The 18,012-nt window shown below is 39.4% G+C and carries 20 protein-coding genes and 1 pseudogene; 7 read left to right on the forward strand and 14 right to left on the reverse strand.

Annotated features, from left to right (window positions below; all coding sequences use genetic code 11):
- Positions 1 to 34 precede the first annotated feature (34 nt).
- The 7 genes from QL998_RS13180 to QL998_RS13210 form a co-directional block, all read right to left on the reverse strand.
- On the reverse strand, positions 35 to 829 hold the full coding sequence (locus QL998_RS13180) for a putative porin (protein WP_002962833.1): 795 nt from the start codon (positions 827 to 829) through the stop codon (positions 35 to 37).
- Between the two features lie 199 nt (positions 830 to 1,028).
- Positions 1,029 to 1,403: a PH domain-containing protein gene (locus QL998_RS13185; RefSeq protein ID WP_007377979.1), complete on the reverse strand. Its 375-nt coding sequence runs from the start codon at positions 1,401 to 1,403 to the stop codon at positions 1,029 to 1,031.
- Positions 1,403 to 2,311, reverse strand: a complete 909-nt coding sequence (locus tag QL998_RS13190; RefSeq protein ID WP_007377980.1) for an ABC transporter ATP-binding protein — start codon at positions 2,309 to 2,311, stop codon at positions 1,403 to 1,405. The genes QL998_RS13185 and QL998_RS13190 overlap by 1 nt, the downstream gene beginning before the upstream one ends.
- Positions 2,308 to 3,135 carry an ABC transporter permease subunit gene (locus QL998_RS13195; protein WP_024603655.1) on the reverse strand — a complete coding sequence of 276 codons (828 nt, stop codon included), beginning with the start codon at positions 3,133 to 3,135 and terminating at the stop codon, positions 2,308 to 2,310. The genes QL998_RS13190 and QL998_RS13195 overlap by 4 nt, the downstream gene beginning before the upstream one ends.
- Positions 3,136 to 3,278: 143 nt before the next feature.
- Entirely contained in the window at positions 3,279 to 4,460 is a 1,182-nt protein-coding gene (locus QL998_RS13200) for a cystathionine beta-lyase (RefSeq protein WP_290192860.1), read from the reverse strand.
- 9 nt (positions 4,461 to 4,469) lie between these two features.
- Complete coding sequence (gene nudC, locus QL998_RS13205) at positions 4,470 to 5,390, reverse strand: NAD(+) diphosphatase (RefSeq protein WP_290192869.1); 921 nt, start codon at positions 5,388 to 5,390, stop codon at positions 4,470 to 4,472.
- Between the two features lie 174 nt (positions 5,391 to 5,564).
- Positions 5,565 to 6,068 (reverse strand): NYN domain-containing protein, encoded by a 504-nt coding sequence (locus tag QL998_RS13210; RefSeq protein ID WP_002962844.1) that lies wholly within the window; start codon positions 6,066 to 6,068, stop codon positions 5,565 to 5,567.
- Positions 6,069 to 6,218: 150 nt separating this feature from the next.
- Between QL998_RS13210 and QL998_RS13215 the strand changes: the two genes are divergently transcribed.
- Entirely contained in the window at positions 6,219 to 6,842 is a 624-nt protein-coding gene (locus QL998_RS13215; RefSeq protein WP_290192861.1) for a hypothetical protein, read from the forward strand.
- The gene (locus tag QL998_RS13220) at positions 6,842 to 7,585 is read left to right on the forward strand and encodes a DUF3307 domain-containing protein (RefSeq protein WP_290192862.1); all 744 of its coding nucleotides are present in this window, start codon (positions 6,842 to 6,844) and stop codon (positions 7,583 to 7,585) included. The genes QL998_RS13215 and QL998_RS13220 overlap by 1 nt, the downstream gene beginning before the upstream one ends.
- A gap of 126 nt (positions 7,586 to 7,711) precedes the next feature.
- Here the strand turns inward: QL998_RS13220 and QL998_RS13225 are convergent, their stop codons facing one another.
- Both QL998_RS13225 and QL998_RS13230 read right to left on the reverse strand, forming a co-directional pair.
- Positions 7,712 to 9,106, reverse strand: coding sequence for a DEAD/DEAH box helicase (locus QL998_RS13225; protein ID WP_008172585.1), 1,395 nt, complete (start codon positions 9,104 to 9,106; stop codon positions 7,712 to 7,714).
- Between the two features lie 200 nt (positions 9,107 to 9,306).
- Positions 9,307 to 10,146, reverse strand: a complete 840-nt coding sequence (locus tag QL998_RS13230) for a 2OG-Fe(II) oxygenase family protein (RefSeq protein WP_024599825.1) — start codon at positions 10,144 to 10,146, stop codon at positions 9,307 to 9,309.
- Between the two features lie 266 nt (positions 10,147 to 10,412).
- Here QL998_RS13230 and QL998_RS13235 point away from each other — a divergent pair, with 266 nt between their 5' ends.
- Positions 10,413 to 11,615, forward strand: a complete 1,203-nt coding sequence (locus tag QL998_RS13235) for a bifunctional alpha/beta hydrolase/OsmC family protein (protein WP_290192863.1) — start codon at positions 10,413 to 10,415, stop codon at positions 11,613 to 11,615.
- A 58-nt stretch (positions 11,616 to 11,673) separates the two neighbouring features.
- On the opposite strand, the gene QL998_RS13240 is transcribed toward QL998_RS13235, so the two are convergent.
- Positions 11,674 to 12,426 (reverse strand): alpha/beta hydrolase, encoded by a 753-nt coding sequence (locus tag QL998_RS13240; RefSeq protein WP_290192864.1) that lies wholly within the window; start codon positions 12,424 to 12,426, stop codon positions 11,674 to 11,676.
- Between the two features lie 129 nt (positions 12,427 to 12,555).
- On the opposite strand from QL998_RS13240, the gene QL998_RS13245 reads away from it, so the two are divergent.
- Positions 12,556 to 12,879, forward strand: a complete 324-nt coding sequence (locus QL998_RS13245; RefSeq protein ID WP_010555318.1) for a hypothetical protein — start codon at positions 12,556 to 12,558, stop codon at positions 12,877 to 12,879.
- 64 nt (positions 12,880 to 12,943) lie between these two features.
- Here QL998_RS13245 and QL998_RS13250 read toward each other — a convergent pair whose 3' ends face one another.
- The 3 genes from QL998_RS13250 to aspS all read right to left on the reverse strand — a co-directional run bounded on the left by QL998_RS13250 (position 12,944) and on the right by aspS (position 15,694).
- Positions 12,944 to 13,540, reverse strand: coding sequence for a pentapeptide repeat-containing protein (locus QL998_RS13250; RefSeq protein ID WP_182769812.1), 597 nt, complete (start codon positions 13,538 to 13,540; stop codon positions 12,944 to 12,946).
- A 14-nt stretch (positions 13,541 to 13,554) separates the two neighbouring features.
- Positions 13,555 to 13,785, reverse strand: coding sequence for a hypothetical protein (locus tag QL998_RS13255; RefSeq protein WP_290192865.1), 231 nt, complete (start codon positions 13,783 to 13,785; stop codon positions 13,555 to 13,557).
- Between the two features lie 130 nt (positions 13,786 to 13,915).
- Entirely contained in the window at positions 13,916 to 15,694 is a 1,779-nt protein-coding gene (aspS, locus tag QL998_RS13260; RefSeq protein WP_197173318.1) for an aspartate--tRNA ligase, read from the reverse strand.
- 247 nt (positions 15,695 to 15,941) lie between these two features.
- On the opposite strand from aspS, the gene QL998_RS13265 reads away from it, so the two are divergent.
- From QL998_RS13265 to QL998_RS13275, 3 genes are all read left to right on the forward strand, one after another.
- Positions 15,942 to 16,790 (forward strand): DUF72 domain-containing protein, encoded by an 849-nt coding sequence (locus QL998_RS13265; protein ID WP_290192866.1) that lies wholly within the window; start codon positions 15,942 to 15,944, stop codon positions 16,788 to 16,790.
- Between the two features lie 24 nt (positions 16,791 to 16,814).
- Positions 16,815 to 17,312 (forward strand): YgjP-like metallopeptidase domain-containing protein, encoded by a 498-nt coding sequence (locus QL998_RS13270; protein ID WP_290192867.1) that lies wholly within the window; start codon positions 16,815 to 16,817, stop codon positions 17,310 to 17,312.
- A gap of 70 nt (positions 17,313 to 17,382) precedes the next feature.
- Positions 17,383 to 17,898, forward strand: a complete 516-nt coding sequence (locus tag QL998_RS13275) for a hypothetical protein (RefSeq protein ID WP_290192868.1) — start codon at positions 17,383 to 17,385, stop codon at positions 17,896 to 17,898.
- 17 nt (positions 17,899 to 17,915) lie between these two features.
- On the opposite strand, the pseudogene QL998_RS13280 reads toward QL998_RS13275, so the two are convergent.
- Positions 17,916 to 18,012: pseudogene (locus tag QL998_RS13280) on the reverse strand (IS5/IS1182 family transposase); the annotation flags it as partial.

The raw sequence follows: 18,012 nt of genomic DNA on the forward strand, positions 1-18,012 counted from the left end.
TATTACTTTTGTATTAACTAAGTACGGGACTTAATTAAAACTGAAAACGCATGTTAGCAAAGTACGCATCGTTGTCAGAATCATCAGCGTTGTTTTCGTAACCCACCTTTACACCAATATTTTTATTGATGAAGTGCTGAGCACCAAAGCTGTAAGTGTCTTGCTTGTTGTAGTTAGCAAATACAGATGTTGCTTTTGAGAAGTAGTAATTAGTTTCTGCTACCCATTGGTTTTCTGCGTCATCAATGCTTTCGTATTTACCTTCAAAAGTTAGGTAGTTACCTTGCTGTAAATCAATAAAGTATTTAGCAGCAACTGCACGGTAATCAAAATCGTCGTCTGATGTAAGTGTAACACCTACGTAATCTGTGCTGTTTAGCATGTAGTTGTAAGCTAAATCAAATAATGCGTAATCGTCGCCGTCTTTGTTTTCAACTAGTGTTACTTTTGCAAGTAAATCAGGGTTGAAAAAGTAACCACCCGTCAGTTTATAAAGCTCACTGTTAGAACCTGAATCTGGGTCTAGGTTTTCGTAAGATGCGCCAACAACAAATTCATTAATGAAGTATTCACCACCAACTGATGTTAAATCGCCAAAGTCGTCATCAGCATAGCCACCATATACGTTAGTTTGTTTATTGATGTATTCAAACTGATCGTACGGACCTAAAGTTTTTTTAGGAGATAAGTAGTAAATAGAATCTACAGCAACGGTGTCGTTGTTATCGCTATTTTTGTAGCTTAGGTTACTAATTGAATTATAGCTGTCTGCAGCAGCCGCAGTGCTAGATAATAAAATGCTCGAAATAATAACTGCTAATTTTTTCATTGTAAGACTTCCCTATGTACATTGCTTTTTGTGCTCTAGCTGTATTGCTAAAGTCGAGGCACATGCTAACGTTAGGAAACTGAATGAAAACTTAACTAACCAGTTGTATTTATTAAGTTAATTGTAAGGAAGTGTTGTAAACTGTAAAGTTAAAGTAGTTGCAACATCTAGTCAACAACTACTTAAAACATGTACTGTATTAAAGCGCGTGTTGGCTAATAATTCGGTAAACATCGTTAATATTATCGCCAGACTTAAACTCTTTACTAATTGGTGTTGGATCTGAGCCAACCCATATTTTTAGCTCGGCATCTAAGTCAAAATGGCCTGCACTTTCTTTACTAAACTTGGTAATTTTAGAGTAAGCAATACTCACCATTTCCATTTTAGAACCGGTCATACCTTGCTTATCAATTAAGATTAAGCGCTTATTAGTAAAAATAAACATATCACGTACTACTTTATATGCTTTTTCTACTTGCTCGCCGTCAATTAATGTATTGGCGAGGATTTTTTCTAAATCAGAATCGTCAACTTCGCTTGCATTACCCATAAGTCCGCTAAGTAAACCCATTATACTTTCTCCTGTTTAAATATTTGATTCTCTAATGTATGACCATTAACTAACTGCCGGTACTGCCAGTGTTGTTGATGACAAAAATTCAGTAGTGCAATATCAAGTGGATCGCTCGTTGGCTGATACTCAACTACATATTCTTTATGTTGGCTCATATACACACGACTCACACCTGCAATTGCTTGAAGCTGTTGCTCAACATTTTGATAAGCCTCGCTTAGCATTAATGTATAAAAGTGTTTATCGGTATTATTAGTTTTTGTTTGATGCTCGCTTAGTACGCCTTTATCTAAATGAAGTACCTGTGAGCATAGTCGCTCAAGCTCAGTTAAATCGTGAGAGCTTAAAATAAATGTAGCCTGTTCACTTAATTCTGATACCAGCTCACGTACTTCTCTGGCATGAATCGGATCAAGCCCTGCGGTTGCTTCATCAAGCATTACAATTTGTGGTGCGCCAATAAGTGCTTGCGCTATCGTAACGCGCTTGCGCATACCGTGCGATAAATCCCCCGCACGCTGCTTTGCAATTTCTTTTAAGCCAACTAAATCAAGTACACGTAGCGCCTCAGTTTGACTTTGCTTAGCACCCATACCTTGCAGCTTTGCATAAAAGGCGAGTTGCTTATCTATATTAAAACGAGGGTCAAGTTGTGCATCTTGCGGTAATGCACTTACTTTATTAAATAAAGCAGCACTACCAGGTTTATGCCCTAATATTTCAAGGCTGCCTTTACTTGGCGCAATATAGCCGCACAACAAACTAAATAAGGTAGTTTTACCCGCACCATTTGGCCCTACAAGTGCCACTGGCGCGCCTTTGTTAATTTCAAAGTCCACATTATTAAGCGCAAGTTTTGCACCATACGATTTACTCAAACCGCTAGCTGTAATTAATGGTCTCATAGTGAGCTCCTTGCAAAAATACGTTGAGCAACGCTTAGTAATACCGCAGTTTGCACAAGGGGAATAGCCACAGCGCTCAATAATGGTAAATTTTGCCCCGCTAATAGCTCTATTTGCACACCCGGAAATAAATAATCAAGCAAGCCTAATGCGGGTATTTGCCATTGCAATATACCAACTACAATACCGCCTGCTGCAAAATATAAAATTGCCAATACAATAGATAAACGCGATGAGCGAGCAAAGGTATTAATTAACGTCATTAGTGCTACAAATGGGCACAAAGTAATCACTAATATTAAAAATATAGAAAGCGCACGGGCAAAACCACCAGCCAGTAAACTTGGATCTCTAAAACACAATACCGCGAGTGTAGCCACAAGTGTTATACCCACCAAACATGCTAATACTCCTAGCTGCCCTAAAAAACGGCCAAACAGTATTTCAAAGCGAGTGGAGCGCAGTGATAAAAACCTTAGTGTGCCGCGCTCTCTATCGCCTACCGTTTGGTCGCTACAAATAAATAAACCAAAAACGGGAAAGCTATAAAGGGCTATTAACCAGTACATAGCAAATTCGGCCTCAGGCCAATCCAATAATTTACTTAAACCAATAGAACCTGATATATCACGGGCTATTTGCTCAAAATCAGGCGCACTTACAATGCCTACTGCCTGCCCTATTGGGTAGCGCAGTATTATTAGCCACACCAATGCAAAGGCAGCTAATGCAATAAGTCCACGTTTAGTTAAAAACATACGTACAAGCTCAAATCCCGCTATTTGCGTTAATCGCCCTACGTTTATCGGTAATGGTGTTGCCATTGACTATCCTTAATGACTTTTTATTTTCTGTGTATTTATCCACACTAAGTGTAAACACCTTGAATTACCAGCAAAAAAAAGCTCACCTGTGGTGAGCTTTGTAACAATACATTTAAATGTAACAGTATAAATTGCGATATAAATTATAAATACTGCTTATAAACCTCAAGTGCTTGGCTTAAATCGCTAATTAAATCTTCAACATCTTCAAGGCCTATGTGCAAACGAATAACCGGCCCTAAATCCCAACCTGTATTTGAGCGCAACCCTTTCATGGTTAAATTAGCCGTTACTAAACTTTCAAAACCGCCCCACGAAAAGCCCATTTTAATATGCTTAAGGTTATCTAAAAATGCATCAATCGCTTTTTGATTACCGGTTTTCATCACAAATGAAAACAACCCATTACTACCATCAAAATCACGTTTAAAAAACTCATGTCCTGGGCAGGTTTCAAATGCAGGGTGTCGAATATGATCAACAAGCTCATGTTGTTCAAGCCATTTAGCTACTTCTATTGCTGCTTTTTCATGTTGATTTAAACGCACACCCATTGTACGCAGGCCTCTAAGCGCTAGATACGCATCATCGGCACTGGTACATTGCCCTAGTAAGTACGAGTTTTCGCGCAAGGTTGGCCAATACTTTTTATTAGCAACAGCCACACCCATCATCACGTCTGAATGGCCAACAATGTATTTCGTCGCAGCTTGAATACTAATATCAACACCGTGCTCTAACGGGCGATAATGCAAGCCGTTACCGTAGGTATTATCAAGCATGGTCATTACGTTGTGCTCATTGGCTACTTTTACCATAGCGGGCACATCTTGCACTTCCATCGTAATAGAACCTGGAGATTCTAAAAACAACACTTTAGTATTTGGCTGAATGTAATCTTTAATACCTGCGCCAATGGTTGGCGGGTAATAAGTTGTTGTAATGCCCAGCCCCACTAAAATTTTATCGCAAAAATCGCGAGTTGGTTCGTACACGTTATCAACCATTAAAATATGATCACCGGTTTTTAAAAACGATAAAAATACTTGGCTGATCGCCGCTGCGCCACACGGGTATAGTGCACAGCCTTCGCCGCCTTCAAGTTCTGTAATCGCTTCTTGCAGCGCAAAGTGTGTTGTTGTTCCTCGGCGCCCATAAAATAACGTTTTATCGCCACGGGTTTTAGCTGCTTCTTTTAAATCGGCTACAGTATCAAATACAATGGTAGATGCACGCTGTACAACGGGATTGACTACGCCATGTGTATAGGCTTTTTTTCGCCCTGATGATACCAGCTGAGTGTTTTTATTACTTTTACTCGACATTGTTAATCCTTAAGGGTTTGTGCGCCAATGCTCAATTAAATAACGAGAGATAGAATCGGTTCTAGGCAGCTTTAAATGCTCGCCGTCTTCGTGCCAATTACCAAATTGCTCTAAGTCTTCACGGCTAAACCATTTTGCATCGTCTAGCTCTTCTTTATCTACGTTAATTTGTTCAGATGTCGCCTGTGCAAAAAAACCAAGCATAATGGACGATGGGAACGGCCAAGGCTGAGATGCAACATAACGTACGTTATCAACCTCTATGCCTGCCTCTTCTTTAACTTCACGCGCAACAGCTTGTTCCAGTGTCTCCCCTGGGTCTACAAATCCAGCAAGCGACGAATACATACCAGTGGGCCACGCAGCTTGGCGACCTAATAAACAGCGTTCTACTCCGTCAGCAAAGACTTTAGTAACAACCATAATTACCGCAGGATCGGTACGAGGGAATGTAGGATGCTTACAGTTTTCGTTTTCACATACACGAGAATGCCCTGCTTCCACTGAACGGTTTTTACTACCGCAGCGCCCACAAAAACGGTGCGTGGCATGCCAATAACATAAACCTCTCGCAAGGGCGGCTATTGAGGCATATTTAATGGTTACTTGAGGCCCATATTGGCGAATATCAAAAAATTGAGCGCCCTCTATTAAAGGCGTAAGTACACTTTCATCCAGATCAGATACATCCAATGCAAACACACCATGTTTAGCATTATTTAAACCAACAAAAATAGCACTCGTTAAATCTAAATGCGCCACTTGTGGATACGTTAAATAGCTTACTTTAGGGGTATCTTTAATAAATAGGGTTTGATTGTTTTTAACTAAAACCCATTTACTTTGCGCCGACATTTGCGCTTTAAGCCACGATGGGTCTTTACGAAAATTTGAGCCTCTATCTAGTGGCATGTTGCTGTAATGAAGCATGTAAGTCCTTGGTAACTCGTTATGCTTTAAAATTACCATAATCATTTAGCAAACCCAATTGATTACAGTAATAAAAAAAGCCTATATAAGGCTTAATTCATCTATTACGGCTTTGTATTAAAATCTCTCATGTTGCAGGCACTTAGCTTGCACTTTTTTAACTATTTTTTACTGTTAAAGTAGCAAAGTATTATCAATTAAATGAAATTGCTCTGCGCTTTGTTTTAATACCTCAGCAGTTAACCTGTCAGCACCGTATACATCGCATGGTACATTATATTGATTTTTTAAATGCCCAAGTAACAAAGCAAAGTCACCATCGCCAGAGAGCAAAATAACTTTATCAAGATTTTTACCCTGCTCTAACATGTCTATTGTTATGCCTACATCCCAATCGCCTTTAGCACTTCCATCACGGCGTTGAATAAATGGCTTTAGCTTTACCTCAAAACCAATCGCACGCAAAATATTCTGAAACTGATTTTGCTTTTCATCTCCTCGATAAATTGCATACGCAAAAGCACACTCAATATTGTATTGCGCCTCCATCATTCGCCAAAACGCATTGTAGTCAAAATTTTTCCCGTAACTCTCACGGCACGTGTAATAAATATTTTGCACATCAACAAAAATACCGACCCGTGGTTTCGTGCTTTGCTGCTCGTTTTGTAAAGTCATTTAGTGTCCTAGTGAGGATTAATAGCAATAAAAGTAACGTTATAAAATAAGTGTACCTTGCAATTTATATTTAAGTAACCTAAATTAGTTACATACCCTTATGTAACCAATATTGGTTACATATTAAAAAGTAACCATTTTGAGATTTTTATGATTGGTGTGATCAGCGGCGATATTATTAAATCGCAAACAATCCCTAAGCAGCAATACGATGCCATGCTTTATCAACTAGAGCAAAGTTTGCGAAACATTTCGGGGGAGCAAACACTTTGGAATATATACCGAGGCGATGCCTTTCAGTTACAAGTTAATAATCCTCAGCTCCTTTTTAAAAATGCCTTACTTGTATATTTACACCTTAAATCGTCAGGTTATGAACTACGACAAAGCTTGGCACTTGGGCAAATAGATAACCCACGCAGCGATATAAAAACAGCAACCGGTTCTGCTTTTACTCTTTCGGGGCAAGGCCTTGATAAAATAGGCAATCAACGCTTTGTTTTTAATATTAACGAGCAGCAGCTCGATGAAAGCTTAAATCTTAATTTAGCCTTTGCCGACGTATTGCTCACTAAAATCACACAAAAACAAGCAAATGCCCTGTATGTCTATTTAACATCATCAGACAACAGCCATGCGGCACTAGCTAAAGAGCTTAAAACAAGTCGCGAAAATGTAACAAAACTACTAAATTTAGCGCATTACCAACTTATAGAGCGCTTCATTAAGCACACACAGCACGTTATAAAAAATATAATTAAAGGAGGTGAATAATGGCGTTTTCACTTTTAGTGGTCGCCCTTATTATTGGCCACTTACTCGCTGACTTTTACTGGCAACCTATGAGTTGGGTAAACGAGAGAAACACTCGTCACTTTAAAGCCACTAAGCTTTATTTTCATGTACTCGTGCATGGTATAACAAGTGCACTCATCGTTACCATGTGGGAATACACATTTGGCTGGCAGCAACTAAGCAGTGTTTTAATTGCAACGGCAAGCATTATGGTGAGCCATTATTTTATTGATATAGCTAAATCGTATTCTAATAAAGGCGTGGTACCTTTTTTACTTGATCAAATAGCGCACATACTCGTTATTATTGCGCTCAGTATTTGGCTAACTGATAACAGTAGCTTTATGGCTGCAATTAATAATATGCTCACTGATCCCAAAATACTGTGGGTGGTATGTGGTTATTTAACTATTTTGAGTCCTAGCGCCGTATTTATAAGAATGATGTTAGAGCGTTTAACAAGTAACTTTTCAAGTACTGGTAGCTTAGTGCTTGCAGGGCAAAGCATTGGTATGTTGGAGCGCGTACTTATGCTGAGCTTTATATTGCTTGACCAATTTGCAGGGCTTGGTTTTTTACTTGCCGCAAAATCGGTATTTAGGTTTGGCGATTTAAGTGCCAGTAAAGATAAAAAACTTACCGAGTACGTTATGCTCGGTACACTACTTAGCGTAAGTGTGACTTTATTTGTAGGTTTAGGTGTTAACTATTTAATCAGCTAATAACACATTACAGGCAATAAAAAACGCGCTACTTCTATTTATTCAAAAGAAGGGAGCGCGTTTTTTTGTATCAGCACTTAACTAAATTCTAAATTAATTAAACGCCAATATAATCTTTAATAATGATTAATCGTTATTTGTGCGACGGCGGCGTTGGCCATTACCGCCAACAGATTCACGCTTTGCCCATGGGTTTTGCGCGCTGTCATCTGTTTTAGCTGCTGGCTTTTTAGAACCACCACGGCGTGGGCCGGTACCATTACCACCATTGTTCGGCTTTTTACTGTTAGGCTTGCTGCTATCAGATTTAGGCTTATTAAAAGGCTGCTTTTTCTTAGGTTTTTTAGCCGGCAGTGGGCGAGCATCTAATGCGCGCTCTGCTACTGGGTTAATAGGCTCAAAACCGTCCTCTTCAGCACGCGGTATAAGCTCACCAATAAAGCGTTCAATACCGTATAAATCAACAGCATCTTCTGTTGTTACAAACGAAATTGCATGACCCGACGCACCAGCACGGCCTGTACGGCCAATACGGTGAACGTAATCTTCATATACGTTTGGTAAGTCGTAGTTAACAACATGCGGTAATTCAACAATGTCTAAACCACGTGCAACAATGTCTGTTGCTACTAATACGCGTACTTCACCACTTTTAAAACCATCAAGTGCTTTTACTCGTGCGCCTTGTGATTTATTACCGTGGATGGCCGCGCCTACAATATCATCGCGCTCTAGTTGTTTAACTAAGCGGTTAGCACCGTGCTTTGTACGGCTAAACACTAACACTTGTTGCCAATCGTTAGTGCGAATCAAGTGGCTTAGCAATGCTGTTTTACGTGTTTTATCTACCGCGTAAACGCACTGAGTAACACTCTTAGCTGTGGTATTTTTTGCAGCAACTGAAATTTCAACTGGGTCATTAATTAACCCTTTTGCTAATGCGCGAATTTCATCTGAAAACGTAGCTGAAAACATCAAGTTTTGACGTTTAGCAGGCATTTTAGCAATTAAGCGTTTAATGTCGTGAATAAAGCCCATGTCTAACATGCGGTCAGCTTCATCGAGTACAAGCACTTCAACGCTATCAAATTTAACGGCATTTTGATTATGTAAATCAATTAAACGACCCGGCGTTGCTACTAAAATATCAACACCTTTACGAAGGCGCTGCATTTGTGGGTTAATTTTAACGCCACCGTAAACTACAAACGAGCTCACATCCGAATGCTTAGCGTACTCTTCAACGTTTTCGCTTACTTGCAAAGCAAGCTCACGTGTAGGCGTTAAAATAAGTGCACGTACGTGGTTACTTTTAGCTTTAGGACCAGAAGACAAACGTTCAATAAGTGGTAATGTAAAACCTGCTGTTTTACCAGTCCCCGTTTGCGCTGCCGCCATAACATCACGGCGTTCAATAATTGCAGGAATTGCTTGAGCCTGAATCGGCGTTGGCGTTTCATAGCCCTTTTCTAAAACCGCATTAACCAAAGACTGTGATAAACCTAAACCTTCAAAACTCATATAAACTCTCTTTTAAATTAGGCTACATTAGCCAGTTGCGCGCATTATACCTGTAGTAGCTAAGAATGCATGCCATTATTTACGTTGCGAGCAATTGAGCATAGCTTAATAAAATTAAACCTGTGACCAAGTTGCTTAAAAATGCAAAAAACGGCCATAAGCCGTTTTATATTTATACTTAATTACTCTAAGTATAAGAGTTACTTAACACCTAACTCGCGCAGGCGTTCTTGCAAGTAGCTATCTGCCGTGTAGCGCTCTGAAAGCACAACATCTGGATGCGGGTGTAAAAATAACGGCAGTGATATACGCGATTTAGTAGATGCTTTGCCCGTTGGGTTAATTACACGGTGAATTGTCGATGGGAAATACCCGCCCGACGCTTCTTGTAGCATGTCGCCAATATTAATAATTAAGCTGCCAAAATCACATGGCACGTCTAACCAACCGCCATCTGTTTTTTGAACTTGTAAACCAGGCTCATTAGAAGCTGGCAATACAGTCAATAAATTAATATCGCCGTGAGCTGCTGCGCGAATAGCACCTGGCTCTTCATCACCTGTCATTGGCGGATAATGTAAAATACGTAACAATGTTTGCTCAGAACCGGCAATCATGTCTTTTAAATCAATCGAAAACTTAGCACGTACATCAGCTGGAGATTCAGCCTGCACCCAGCTTAGTAAAGTACCAGCAAATTCACTTGCTAAACGGTAGTATTCACGTACATCAGCTTCAAGCTCTGCAGGAACGCGACCTTTAGGGTACACATGGAAGTACTCTTTAATGTCTTTTATTGTAAAGCCTTTCGCTACTTCAGATACTGAAGGCGGAAAATAACCGTCTTGAGTTTCTTTAGAGAATAAAAAGTCCTGCTTTTGCTCTGAGTTAAAAAAGTCTTGCCAATTTTTGTAAATAGACTCAACTAAAGACTGTGGGATTGGGTGGTTTTTTAAAACGCCAAATCCAGTATTTCTTAATGATTCAACAAATTGTGCAGCCGCATCGGGAGCTTTATAATCAACAGTAGGTAATTGCATTGTACGTTCCAGTGAATAGGTTGTGAGAAGTGAACTGCTTCAATAGTAGCAAATAGCTAAGATAAAGTAGCAAAGCCTTCATTATAGCGCTATGCGAGGATAGACAAATGACCTTAAAAACATAAGGACATATGTCCGCAAAGCATAGCCACCGCCACTTAGCTTGATCAAGATCAACTTATAAAAAAACGTTGAATTTGCAAGGTTTAGTAACAATCTCTGGTCTACTACTATAATGTATTTTATTTGTGTAAATAAGGCTCCCCATGCGACAAAAAGTATCTTTTAAAAGCGGCGATTTAGAACTTGCCGGCCAACTTGAACTTCCCTCTGGTGACGTTAAGTTTTACGCGCTATTTGCACACTGCTTTACCTGCGGTAAAGACATTGCAGCAGCCACCCGTATTAGCCGAGCTTTAACACAACAAGGCATTGCCGTACTACGTTTCGACTTTACCGGTTTAGGTAATAGCGATGGCGACTTTGCTAACAGTAACTTTTCATCAAACATTCAAGATTTAGTATCTGCGGCAAATCATTTACGTGAGCATTTTGCGGTGCCGCAACTACTCATTGGCCACAGTTTAGGCGGGGCTGCCGTTCTTGCTGCTGCGGAGCATATTCCTGAAGTATCGGCTATTACAACCATTGGTGCACCGTCAGATGCGCAGCACGTAGCGCATAACTTTGAAGCACACCTTGATGAAATTAACGCAGCAGGTGAAGCTAAAGTAAACTTAGCCGGCCGTGAATTTACCATTAAAAAGCAATTTATTGACGATATAGCCAAGTACGATAAAAGCCACATAAGTAAACTTAAGCGCGCATTATTAGTAATGCACTCCCCTATTGATGCGACGGTAAATATTAGTGAAGCTGAAAAAATTTATGCATCAGCCAAGCATCCTAAAAGCTTTATTAGCCTAGATAACGCCGATCACCTTTTAACAAATAAAAACGATGCCGACTACGCAGCACAAATAATTGCAACGTGGGCAAACCGTTATGTTAAGTACGACAAAACTAAATACACGGCAAGTTTAACGGGTGGCAATGTACTCGTTGAAGAAAAAGACCATGTATTTACTCAGCACGTAAGTACAAAAGATCATACTTGGCTTGCAGATGAGCCAATAAAAGTAGGTGGTAAAAATTTAGGTCCTGATCCGTATCATCACTTATTAGCGGGGCTTGGTGCCTGTACAGCAATGACACTACGCATGTACGCTACACGTAAAAACTTACCACTGGAGCATGTAAAAGTAGAGCTTGATCACACTCGCGATTACAACAAAGATTGCGACGATTGTGAGCAAACAGGTAATCTTGAAGCCATTACCCGTAAAATCACCTTACGTGGCGACTTAACTGAGCCACAGCGCCAGCGTTTACTCGAAATAGCCGACAAATGCCCAGTACATAAAACACTGCATAACAACCCGGTTATTGTAAGTGAACTGGTAGAGTAACTACCATAAAATTAATATAGCGCAGCTAACACTGCGCTGTGATTTAACTTTTATAAACCTAATTTTTACTATCTAAAAATCCCTCTACTTCTTTACTCATTCTGTCCACCAGCCATTTTGGCCCGCCATCGTACATATCGTTATGGCGCGATTTTTCTATTAGTGTTTGTGTAACAGGAAACGCATCCAGCTCTGAATCGTTTAACAACACATTCGCATCAGCTGGGTAATCACTACCCCGTAGAGTAAGTACGCGAATACTTTTATTGCGCGGGATCAACATGCGGCGATGATCGAGCGTAATAATAGTGCTAACTTCGTTTGGATAAATAGAGCCATATAATGCGGAAATATCCCCGCCATTAGAATGCCCAAATAAGGCGAGCTTTGTAAAATCATACGCTGGGTATTTACTCGCTAGCTCATTAACTAAAAACTTAAGTGTTACTACGCCACGGTGCCAGTTTTCCATGCGAGTGGTTAAGTAAGGCTGCTCACGATTAAGGTAAGGGTCGCTTTTTAGTTCGTGTGCAACGGCTACTGTTAAATATCCACGCTGATTAAACGCATTACTAACAAACGTATATTCATTATGGCTAATTCCGTAGCCCGCATTAATAAACGCTACAGGGCATTTTACTTGCTCAGTACACTTAGCATTGTTACTTGGTAATGTAATATTGATAGGAATAGTGCGATCGCGGCTTTGATCAGTTATAACGCCATCGTTTGCATAGCTTGTTGCGCCTATTACTGATGTACTTAGAGCTAGTGCGCTTAATATAAAAAGCTTTTTAAGTGTTTTTTGCATATTTAAACTTATATAAATTATTGTTTTTAATTAAAAATAACTTTTACTTTATAGCTTTGCATTCTCTATTGTCAAACTATGCGATAATAGCCGCCATTGTTTAAATATATTTAGTAAAAGATCCAATAAATGAAATCATACAATAGCATTCAAGAACGTATAGAAATCCTAGAAGACAAACTAACGGCAATACATGACGAAATCGAAACACTAAAAGCACCTGCTAAAAACAACAATGAACGTATTATTTTTAAGTTTATTGAAACAGGCAGCACAGGTAAAACGAAGGATTTTGTTCGTGAGTTAGGTATTAAATCACCACGTGACGGTTTATTTTCGTCAGGTGACGTTACAAAACTAATTAAAGATGGCGCTGAAGATATTTCACCTGCGTTATTAGAAATCGCAAGACAGCTTGCCAGTGCACGTAATAAAAATGGCCCAAGCCGTTAATTACGCAGTATCTAGAAGCCCAGCCAAGCTGTCGCTTCTAGATATGTAATCATATTAAACTAAATTAATCACAAAGCTCTATATTAAGGCTGGTAAGTAAATTAAGTGCTTCGAAGCGATCAAACTTAGCATTCGCTAAAATATTATTATTCAAATCTATATTAAACGCTGTCGAACCTACAAAATCACATTTTGTTAAGTTAGTTTGAAAAAACTCACTATCGCGAAAATCTGTTCCTGTAAATTCACTACCGCTTAAATCAGCATGTCTAAAATCAACATTTTTGGCAAAGCAGTGTGTTAGTTTGAGAGCTTTGAGGGTTAATTCAAAAAAAGAACTATTACTGAGCTCGCAATAATTAAAACTCACCGGTGCGTTAATACTAAGCGCTGGCCAATCTACGTCAGTCCATTGCAGACTATTTAATTTACAGTGGCTAAAACTTACATCTTCAAGCGAGCTGTAGTTCCATTTAAGTGACGATAAATTACAGTTTTTAAAGTTGCACTGTATAAATCGGCAATTTTTAAACTGCCCGCCTGAAAAGTCGCAATCGGTAAATGTGCACTCTTCAAACTCAGAATTTTCAGTTAGTTGCTCTTCGCGCTGTAAAGCATTAAATTGCTCGTCGAAGTAGTGATTATTATTTGAAATTGACACTATTAACCTAGTTTTTAATGGGCATAGACGCTATTTTTAGGTAAATCTTTTTTAAGCGCAAGCACTGCAATAAAAATCAAACCAAAAAATGGAAATAGCGCAAAACAGCCACCCACAAACGCTAAAACACCCGGCATAGTACTTTTACGCTTACCTATTTTGTAGCTAATTACAGCAAAAATAGGGATACATAATATAATAAAAAAAGCTAAAAACTCACCAAATAAGGTTAGATGAAACGACATAAGAACTCCTTTTCAATATGGATAATAGCAATCGGCACAAACCTTTAAACTGCTTTAAATTTAACCACAAAAAAACCCTCAAGCATATAACTTAAGGGTTTTTAAAATTAGCTTAAAAGCTAAGCAAAAATTACTCTTCGCTTGATACTTCTTTTTCTACAACACTAATTGCAAGCTCAGCTAACGAGTCAAGGTTAGGTTTGCTTGGCGCGTTGGTTAATAAACACGACGCTTGTGTTGTTTTAGGGAAAGCAATAACGTCACGAATGTTATCGGTACCACATAAAAGCATTGCTAAACGGTCAAGGCCAAATGCTAAACCAGCATGTGGTGGTGTGCCGTATTTAAGTGCATCAAGTAAAAAGCCAAACTTGTCTTGTTGCTCTTGCTCGTTAATACCTAAAATTCTAAATGCAGTTTCTTGCATATCTGCATTATGAATACGTACCGAACCGCCACCAACTTCGTAGCCGTTTAATACCATATCGTAGGCATCTGAAATAGCAGCTGCTGGGTTTGCTTCAAGCTCACTGGCGTTAATGTCTTTTGGTGCAGTGAATGGATGATGTACAGCATGTAATGTGCCTTCGTCATCTTCTTCAAACATTGGGAAGTCTACAACCCAAAGTGGTGCCCAGCTATTAAGGTTAGTGATTTCTAAATCAACACCAATCTTAACGCGCAGTGCGCCCATTGCTTCATTTACTGTGTTGCGCTTATCGGCACCAAATAAAATGATATCGCCAGACTGTGCATTAGTACGCTCAAGTAATTTAGTAATTACGTCTTCGCTTAAAAACTTAGCTACTGGTGATTGAACACCCTCAGCGCCTGCAGTGTGATCGTTTACTTTCATCCACGCCATGCCTTTAGCGCCGTAAATACCAATAAACTTAGTGTAATCGTCAAGTTGTTTACGAGAAAGCTTAGCGCCACCCGGTACAGTTAACACAGCAACGCGACCTTTTTCGTCGTTAGCCGGACCTGAGAAAACATTAAACTCTACGTCTTTAACTAAATCTGCAACATCAACTAATTTCATCGGGTTACGTAAATCTGGCTTATCAGAACCGTAAAGGCTCATTGCCTCGCTGTAAGGCATGATTGGAAAATCGCCTAAATCAACGTTTAGCAATGTTTGCCACATTTCGCGGATCATTTTTTCAGTCATACCACGTACTTGATCAGAGTTCATGAACGAGGTTTCTATATCTATTTGGGTAAATTCTGGTTGGCGATCGGCGCGTAAATCTTCATCACGGAAACATTTAACAATTTGGTAGTAACGGTCAAAACCCGACATCATTAACAATTGCTTAAACAACTGTGGAGACTGTGGTAAAGCGTAAAAACTACCTTTATGAACACGACTCGGTACTAAGTAATCGCGCGCGCCTTCTGGCGTTGCTTTAGTAAGTACAGGTGTTTCGATGTCTAAAAAGCCGTTTTCATCTAAAAAGCGACGAACAAAGCTGCTTGCTTTAGCACGTAATTTAATACGGTCACTCATTTCTAGACGACGTAGGTCTAGGTAACGGTATTTTAAACGACGCTCTTCTGAGTTTACTTGGTTAAAATCAAGTGGTAATGGCTCTGAGCGGTTAATAATATTAAGCTCTTTACCTAAAATTTCGATCTCCCCTGTTGCCATGTCTTTATTTACTTGGCTGTCTGGGCGTGCACGAACAACACCTTTTAACTGAACACAAAATTCTTGGCGAAGTGTGTTAGCTGAACTCATTAACTCTTCAATGTCAGAGTCGAATACAACTTGTACTAAACCTTCTCTATCGCGTAAATCGACAAAGATAAGTCCACCAAGGTCACGTCGTTTGTTGATCCAGCCACATAGTTCTACTTCTTGATCTACGTGAGTTTTATTTAGCTGTCCGCAATATATAGAGCGCATAGTTTTCCTGTCAGATAAAAGGCTTAAACGGCTAAACTTATTTGTTTTAAGGCGTGTGATTTAAAAAACAGGTCACCACAATACAAATAAAGCCGCTAGCAATCTAAAAATAATCAAATTAAGCCCTGCATTATACTCAACTAACATTAAGATGCTAGGGCGTGTGCCGCTTTTGCCCTTGAATTTACAGCAGCTCGTTTTGTTATTTGGTACACTATCGCCACTTTATAATAAGGCGCTAGTTTGTATGTTATATATTGGATGCCCTCAGTGGTCGAGCAACGCATGGAAAGGCAATTTATTTTCAAGCCAATGTAAAAACGCCGATATGCTTAGCCAATACGCCCAACATTTTAATTCTGTTGAAGGCAATACCAGCTTTTACGCTGATCCTTCGCCAAGCACCGTATTGCGTTGGGTAAACAGCGTACCTGACGATTTTAAATTTACTTTTAAGTTTAATCGTCGCTTTAGCCACGAGCTGCACCTAACTAATGTTCAAACCGAGCTTACTGATTGGCTTAACTTGTTCTTCCCTATTTTAGAAAAAACCGGGCAAATCATGCTGCAATTACCTAAAGCATTTGGTCCTGGTGACTTACCCAAACTCGCACAATTTATTAGCCTATTACCAAAAGAGGTTAATTACGGTGTAGAGGTACGTCATACTGCGTTTTTTCAAAAGGGCAAAGCCGAAATAGCGCTTAATCAGTTATTAATGGCAAACAACATAAATCGCATATCGATGGATACTCGCGCCCTATTTGCGGTAAAACCAACAACCGAAGCGCTAATAGATGCACAGCAAAAAAAGCCGCATTTACCCGTGCATGCCATTGCTACAAGCACGCAACCCATGGCGCGCTTTGTTATCGCCAATTTACAAAACGACTATAAACCCTTTTATAAACCGTGGCTGAGTAAAGTAAAACAATGGCTTGATGAAGGAAAAACGCCTTATGTGTTTTTTCATACGGCAGATAACCGAGAAGCGCCATTATTAGCAAGGCACTTTTGTAAAGACCTTGGTTATAATCACAAAGCATTAAACCCATTTACTGGCGAAAAAGAAGCCCACCAGCAAGCACTTTTTTAAAAGTAAAACGACAGAGAAACAATAATGAGTGAATACGCACGTTACTTTACCGGCTACCCAGCTAACATTGTTGAGCAAGTATTAAGCCTTATAGATAACAACAAGGTATGTGACTACTTACTTAAAAAGTATCCGCAAGCACATACCATTACTAGCGATAAACTACTTTATAGCTACGCAACCGAGCTTAAAAAACAGTATTTAAAAAACGCACCGCCGTTTGGGCGCGCAGCATTTAAAAAGCAAGGCGATATGGTCACCAACGCACTCGGTACACATACTTACCGCATGCAAGGTAAAACCCGTAAGCACGATTTAGCGATAAACAGCGACTTACTGCGCGCTCCGGAGCCATTATTAAAAGCATTAGTAGTACACGAACTCGCCCACTTTAAAGAAAAAGGTCACAACAAAGGCTTTTATCAACTTTGCTGCCATATGGAGCCGAGTTACCACCAGCTAGAATTAGATTTAAGAATTTTTTGTGTGGTCGTCGCAATGGGAGAGAATCCATATAATTAACTGATTTTGGCTGTGACAAATATCTATCGATTGAGTAGTATAAGTCACACATTAAAAAAGGAATTACCTAATGTCTCCTAGTTACTCTCTTAGAATAGATTTTGCTCGCAACGTAAGTAATCCCGAAAGAGTATTCAACTCTATGGGTTTACTCGTTGAAGGTTTTGATAAACTACACTCGTCTATATTGCTTGGCTTTGGTACAAAAATAGAGTTTAGTTCTGCACTTTCAGAAACAAGGAAAGGGTCTATAATTGCCGATATCAAACATAAAGTTATTGATAAAGTTAGGGGTGTCAACTTCAAATCTATCTGCGATGCAATTTATCGAGGCCTTGAAGAAGAAATTGCAATAACTAAAAAGATTGACTCTGAATCTGATGTTAGATTATTCGCAGAGAAAATTTATTCTCAAATAACCGCTGATAAAGTTGATCTAGATGAATTTACTTGTGAATCAAATATCAACTTATACGAAATTGCTGAAGCCCTGCACAAAATAAATAACGCATTGAACCTACTCTCCGAAGAAGATAAAGCACAATTTGGGAAGAAAAAGAAGTTTGTTGATATTAGGGGCTGTTGATCTTTGTAGTACATATATCAATCAGCCCACATTGGTAGCCACATCATAGTAAATGCTAAAGCGAGCATTGAATGATAATTTCGTTCAAGCTTTTCATACCGCGTGGCTATCCCT

The organism is Pseudoalteromonas sp. APC 3691, assembly GCF_030408135.1.
Classification (GTDB): domain Bacteria; phylum Pseudomonadota; class Gammaproteobacteria; order Enterobacterales; family Alteromonadaceae; genus Pseudoalteromonas.

Excerpts from the sequence above, each read along its gene's own strand:
- QL998_RS13195 (WP_024603655.1), bottom strand. The coding sequence starts at position 3,135 with ATGGCAACACCATTACCGATAAACGTAGGGCGATTAACGCAAATAGCG.
- QL998_RS13215 (WP_290192861.1), top strand. The coding sequence starts at position 6,219 with ATGATTGGTGTGATCAGCGGCGATATTATTAAATCGCAAACAATCCCT.
- QL998_RS13230 (WP_024599825.1), bottom strand. The coding sequence starts at position 10,146 with ATGCAATTACCTACTGTTGATTATAAAGCTCCCGATGCGGCTGCACAA.
- QL998_RS13220 (WP_290192862.1), top strand. The coding sequence starts at position 6,842 with ATGGCGTTTTCACTTTTAGTGGTCGCCCTTATTATTGGCCACTTACTC.
- QL998_RS13275 (WP_290192868.1), top strand. The coding sequence starts at position 17,383 with ATGTCTCCTAGTTACTCTCTTAGAATAGATTTTGCTCGCAACGTAAGT.
- QL998_RS13245 (WP_010555318.1), top strand. The coding sequence starts at position 12,556 with ATGAAATCATACAATAGCATTCAAGAACGTATAGAAATCCTAGAAGAC.
- QL998_RS13240 (WP_290192864.1), bottom strand. The coding sequence starts at position 12,426 with ATGCAAAAAACACTTAAAAAGCTTTTTATATTAAGCGCACTAGCTCTA.
- QL998_RS13235 (WP_290192863.1), top strand. The coding sequence starts at position 10,413 with ATGCGACAAAAAGTATCTTTTAAAAGCGGCGATTTAGAACTTGCCGGC.
- QL998_RS13225 (WP_008172585.1), bottom strand. The coding sequence starts at position 9,106 with ATGAGTTTTGAAGGTTTAGGTTTATCACAGTCTTTGGTTAATGCGGTT.
- QL998_RS13265 (WP_290192866.1), top strand. The coding sequence starts at position 15,942 with ATGTTATATATTGGATGCCCTCAGTGGTCGAGCAACGCATGGAAAGGC.
- QL998_RS13210 (WP_002962844.1), bottom strand. The coding sequence starts at position 6,068 with ATGACTTTACAAAACGAGCAGCAAAGCACGAAACCACGGGTCGGTATT.
- QL998_RS13255 (WP_290192865.1), bottom strand. The coding sequence starts at position 13,785 with ATGTCGTTTCATCTAACCTTATTTGGTGAGTTTTTAGCTTTTTTTATT.
- QL998_RS13190 (WP_007377980.1), bottom strand. The coding sequence starts at position 2,311 with ATGAGACCATTAATTACAGCTAGCGGTTTGAGTAAATCGTATGGTGCA.
- QL998_RS13200 (WP_290192860.1), bottom strand. The coding sequence starts at position 4,460 with ATGTCGAGTAAAAGTAATAAAAACACTCAGCTGGTATCATCAGGGCGA.
- QL998_RS13185 (WP_007377979.1), bottom strand. The coding sequence starts at position 1,403 with ATGGGTTTACTTAGCGGACTTATGGGTAATGCAAGCGAAGTTGACGAT.
- QL998_RS13180 (WP_002962833.1), bottom strand. The coding sequence starts at position 829 with ATGAAAAAATTAGCAGTTATTATTTCGAGCATTTTATTATCTAGCACT.
- QL998_RS13270 (WP_290192867.1), top strand. The coding sequence starts at position 16,815 with ATGAGTGAATACGCACGTTACTTTACCGGCTACCCAGCTAACATTGTT.
- nudC (WP_290192869.1), bottom strand. The coding sequence starts at position 5,390 with ATGCTTCATTACAGCAACATGCCACTAGATAGAGGCTCAAATTTTCGT.
- aspS (WP_197173318.1), bottom strand. The coding sequence starts at position 15,694 with ATGCGCTCTATATATTGCGGACAGCTAAATAAAACTCACGTAGATCAA.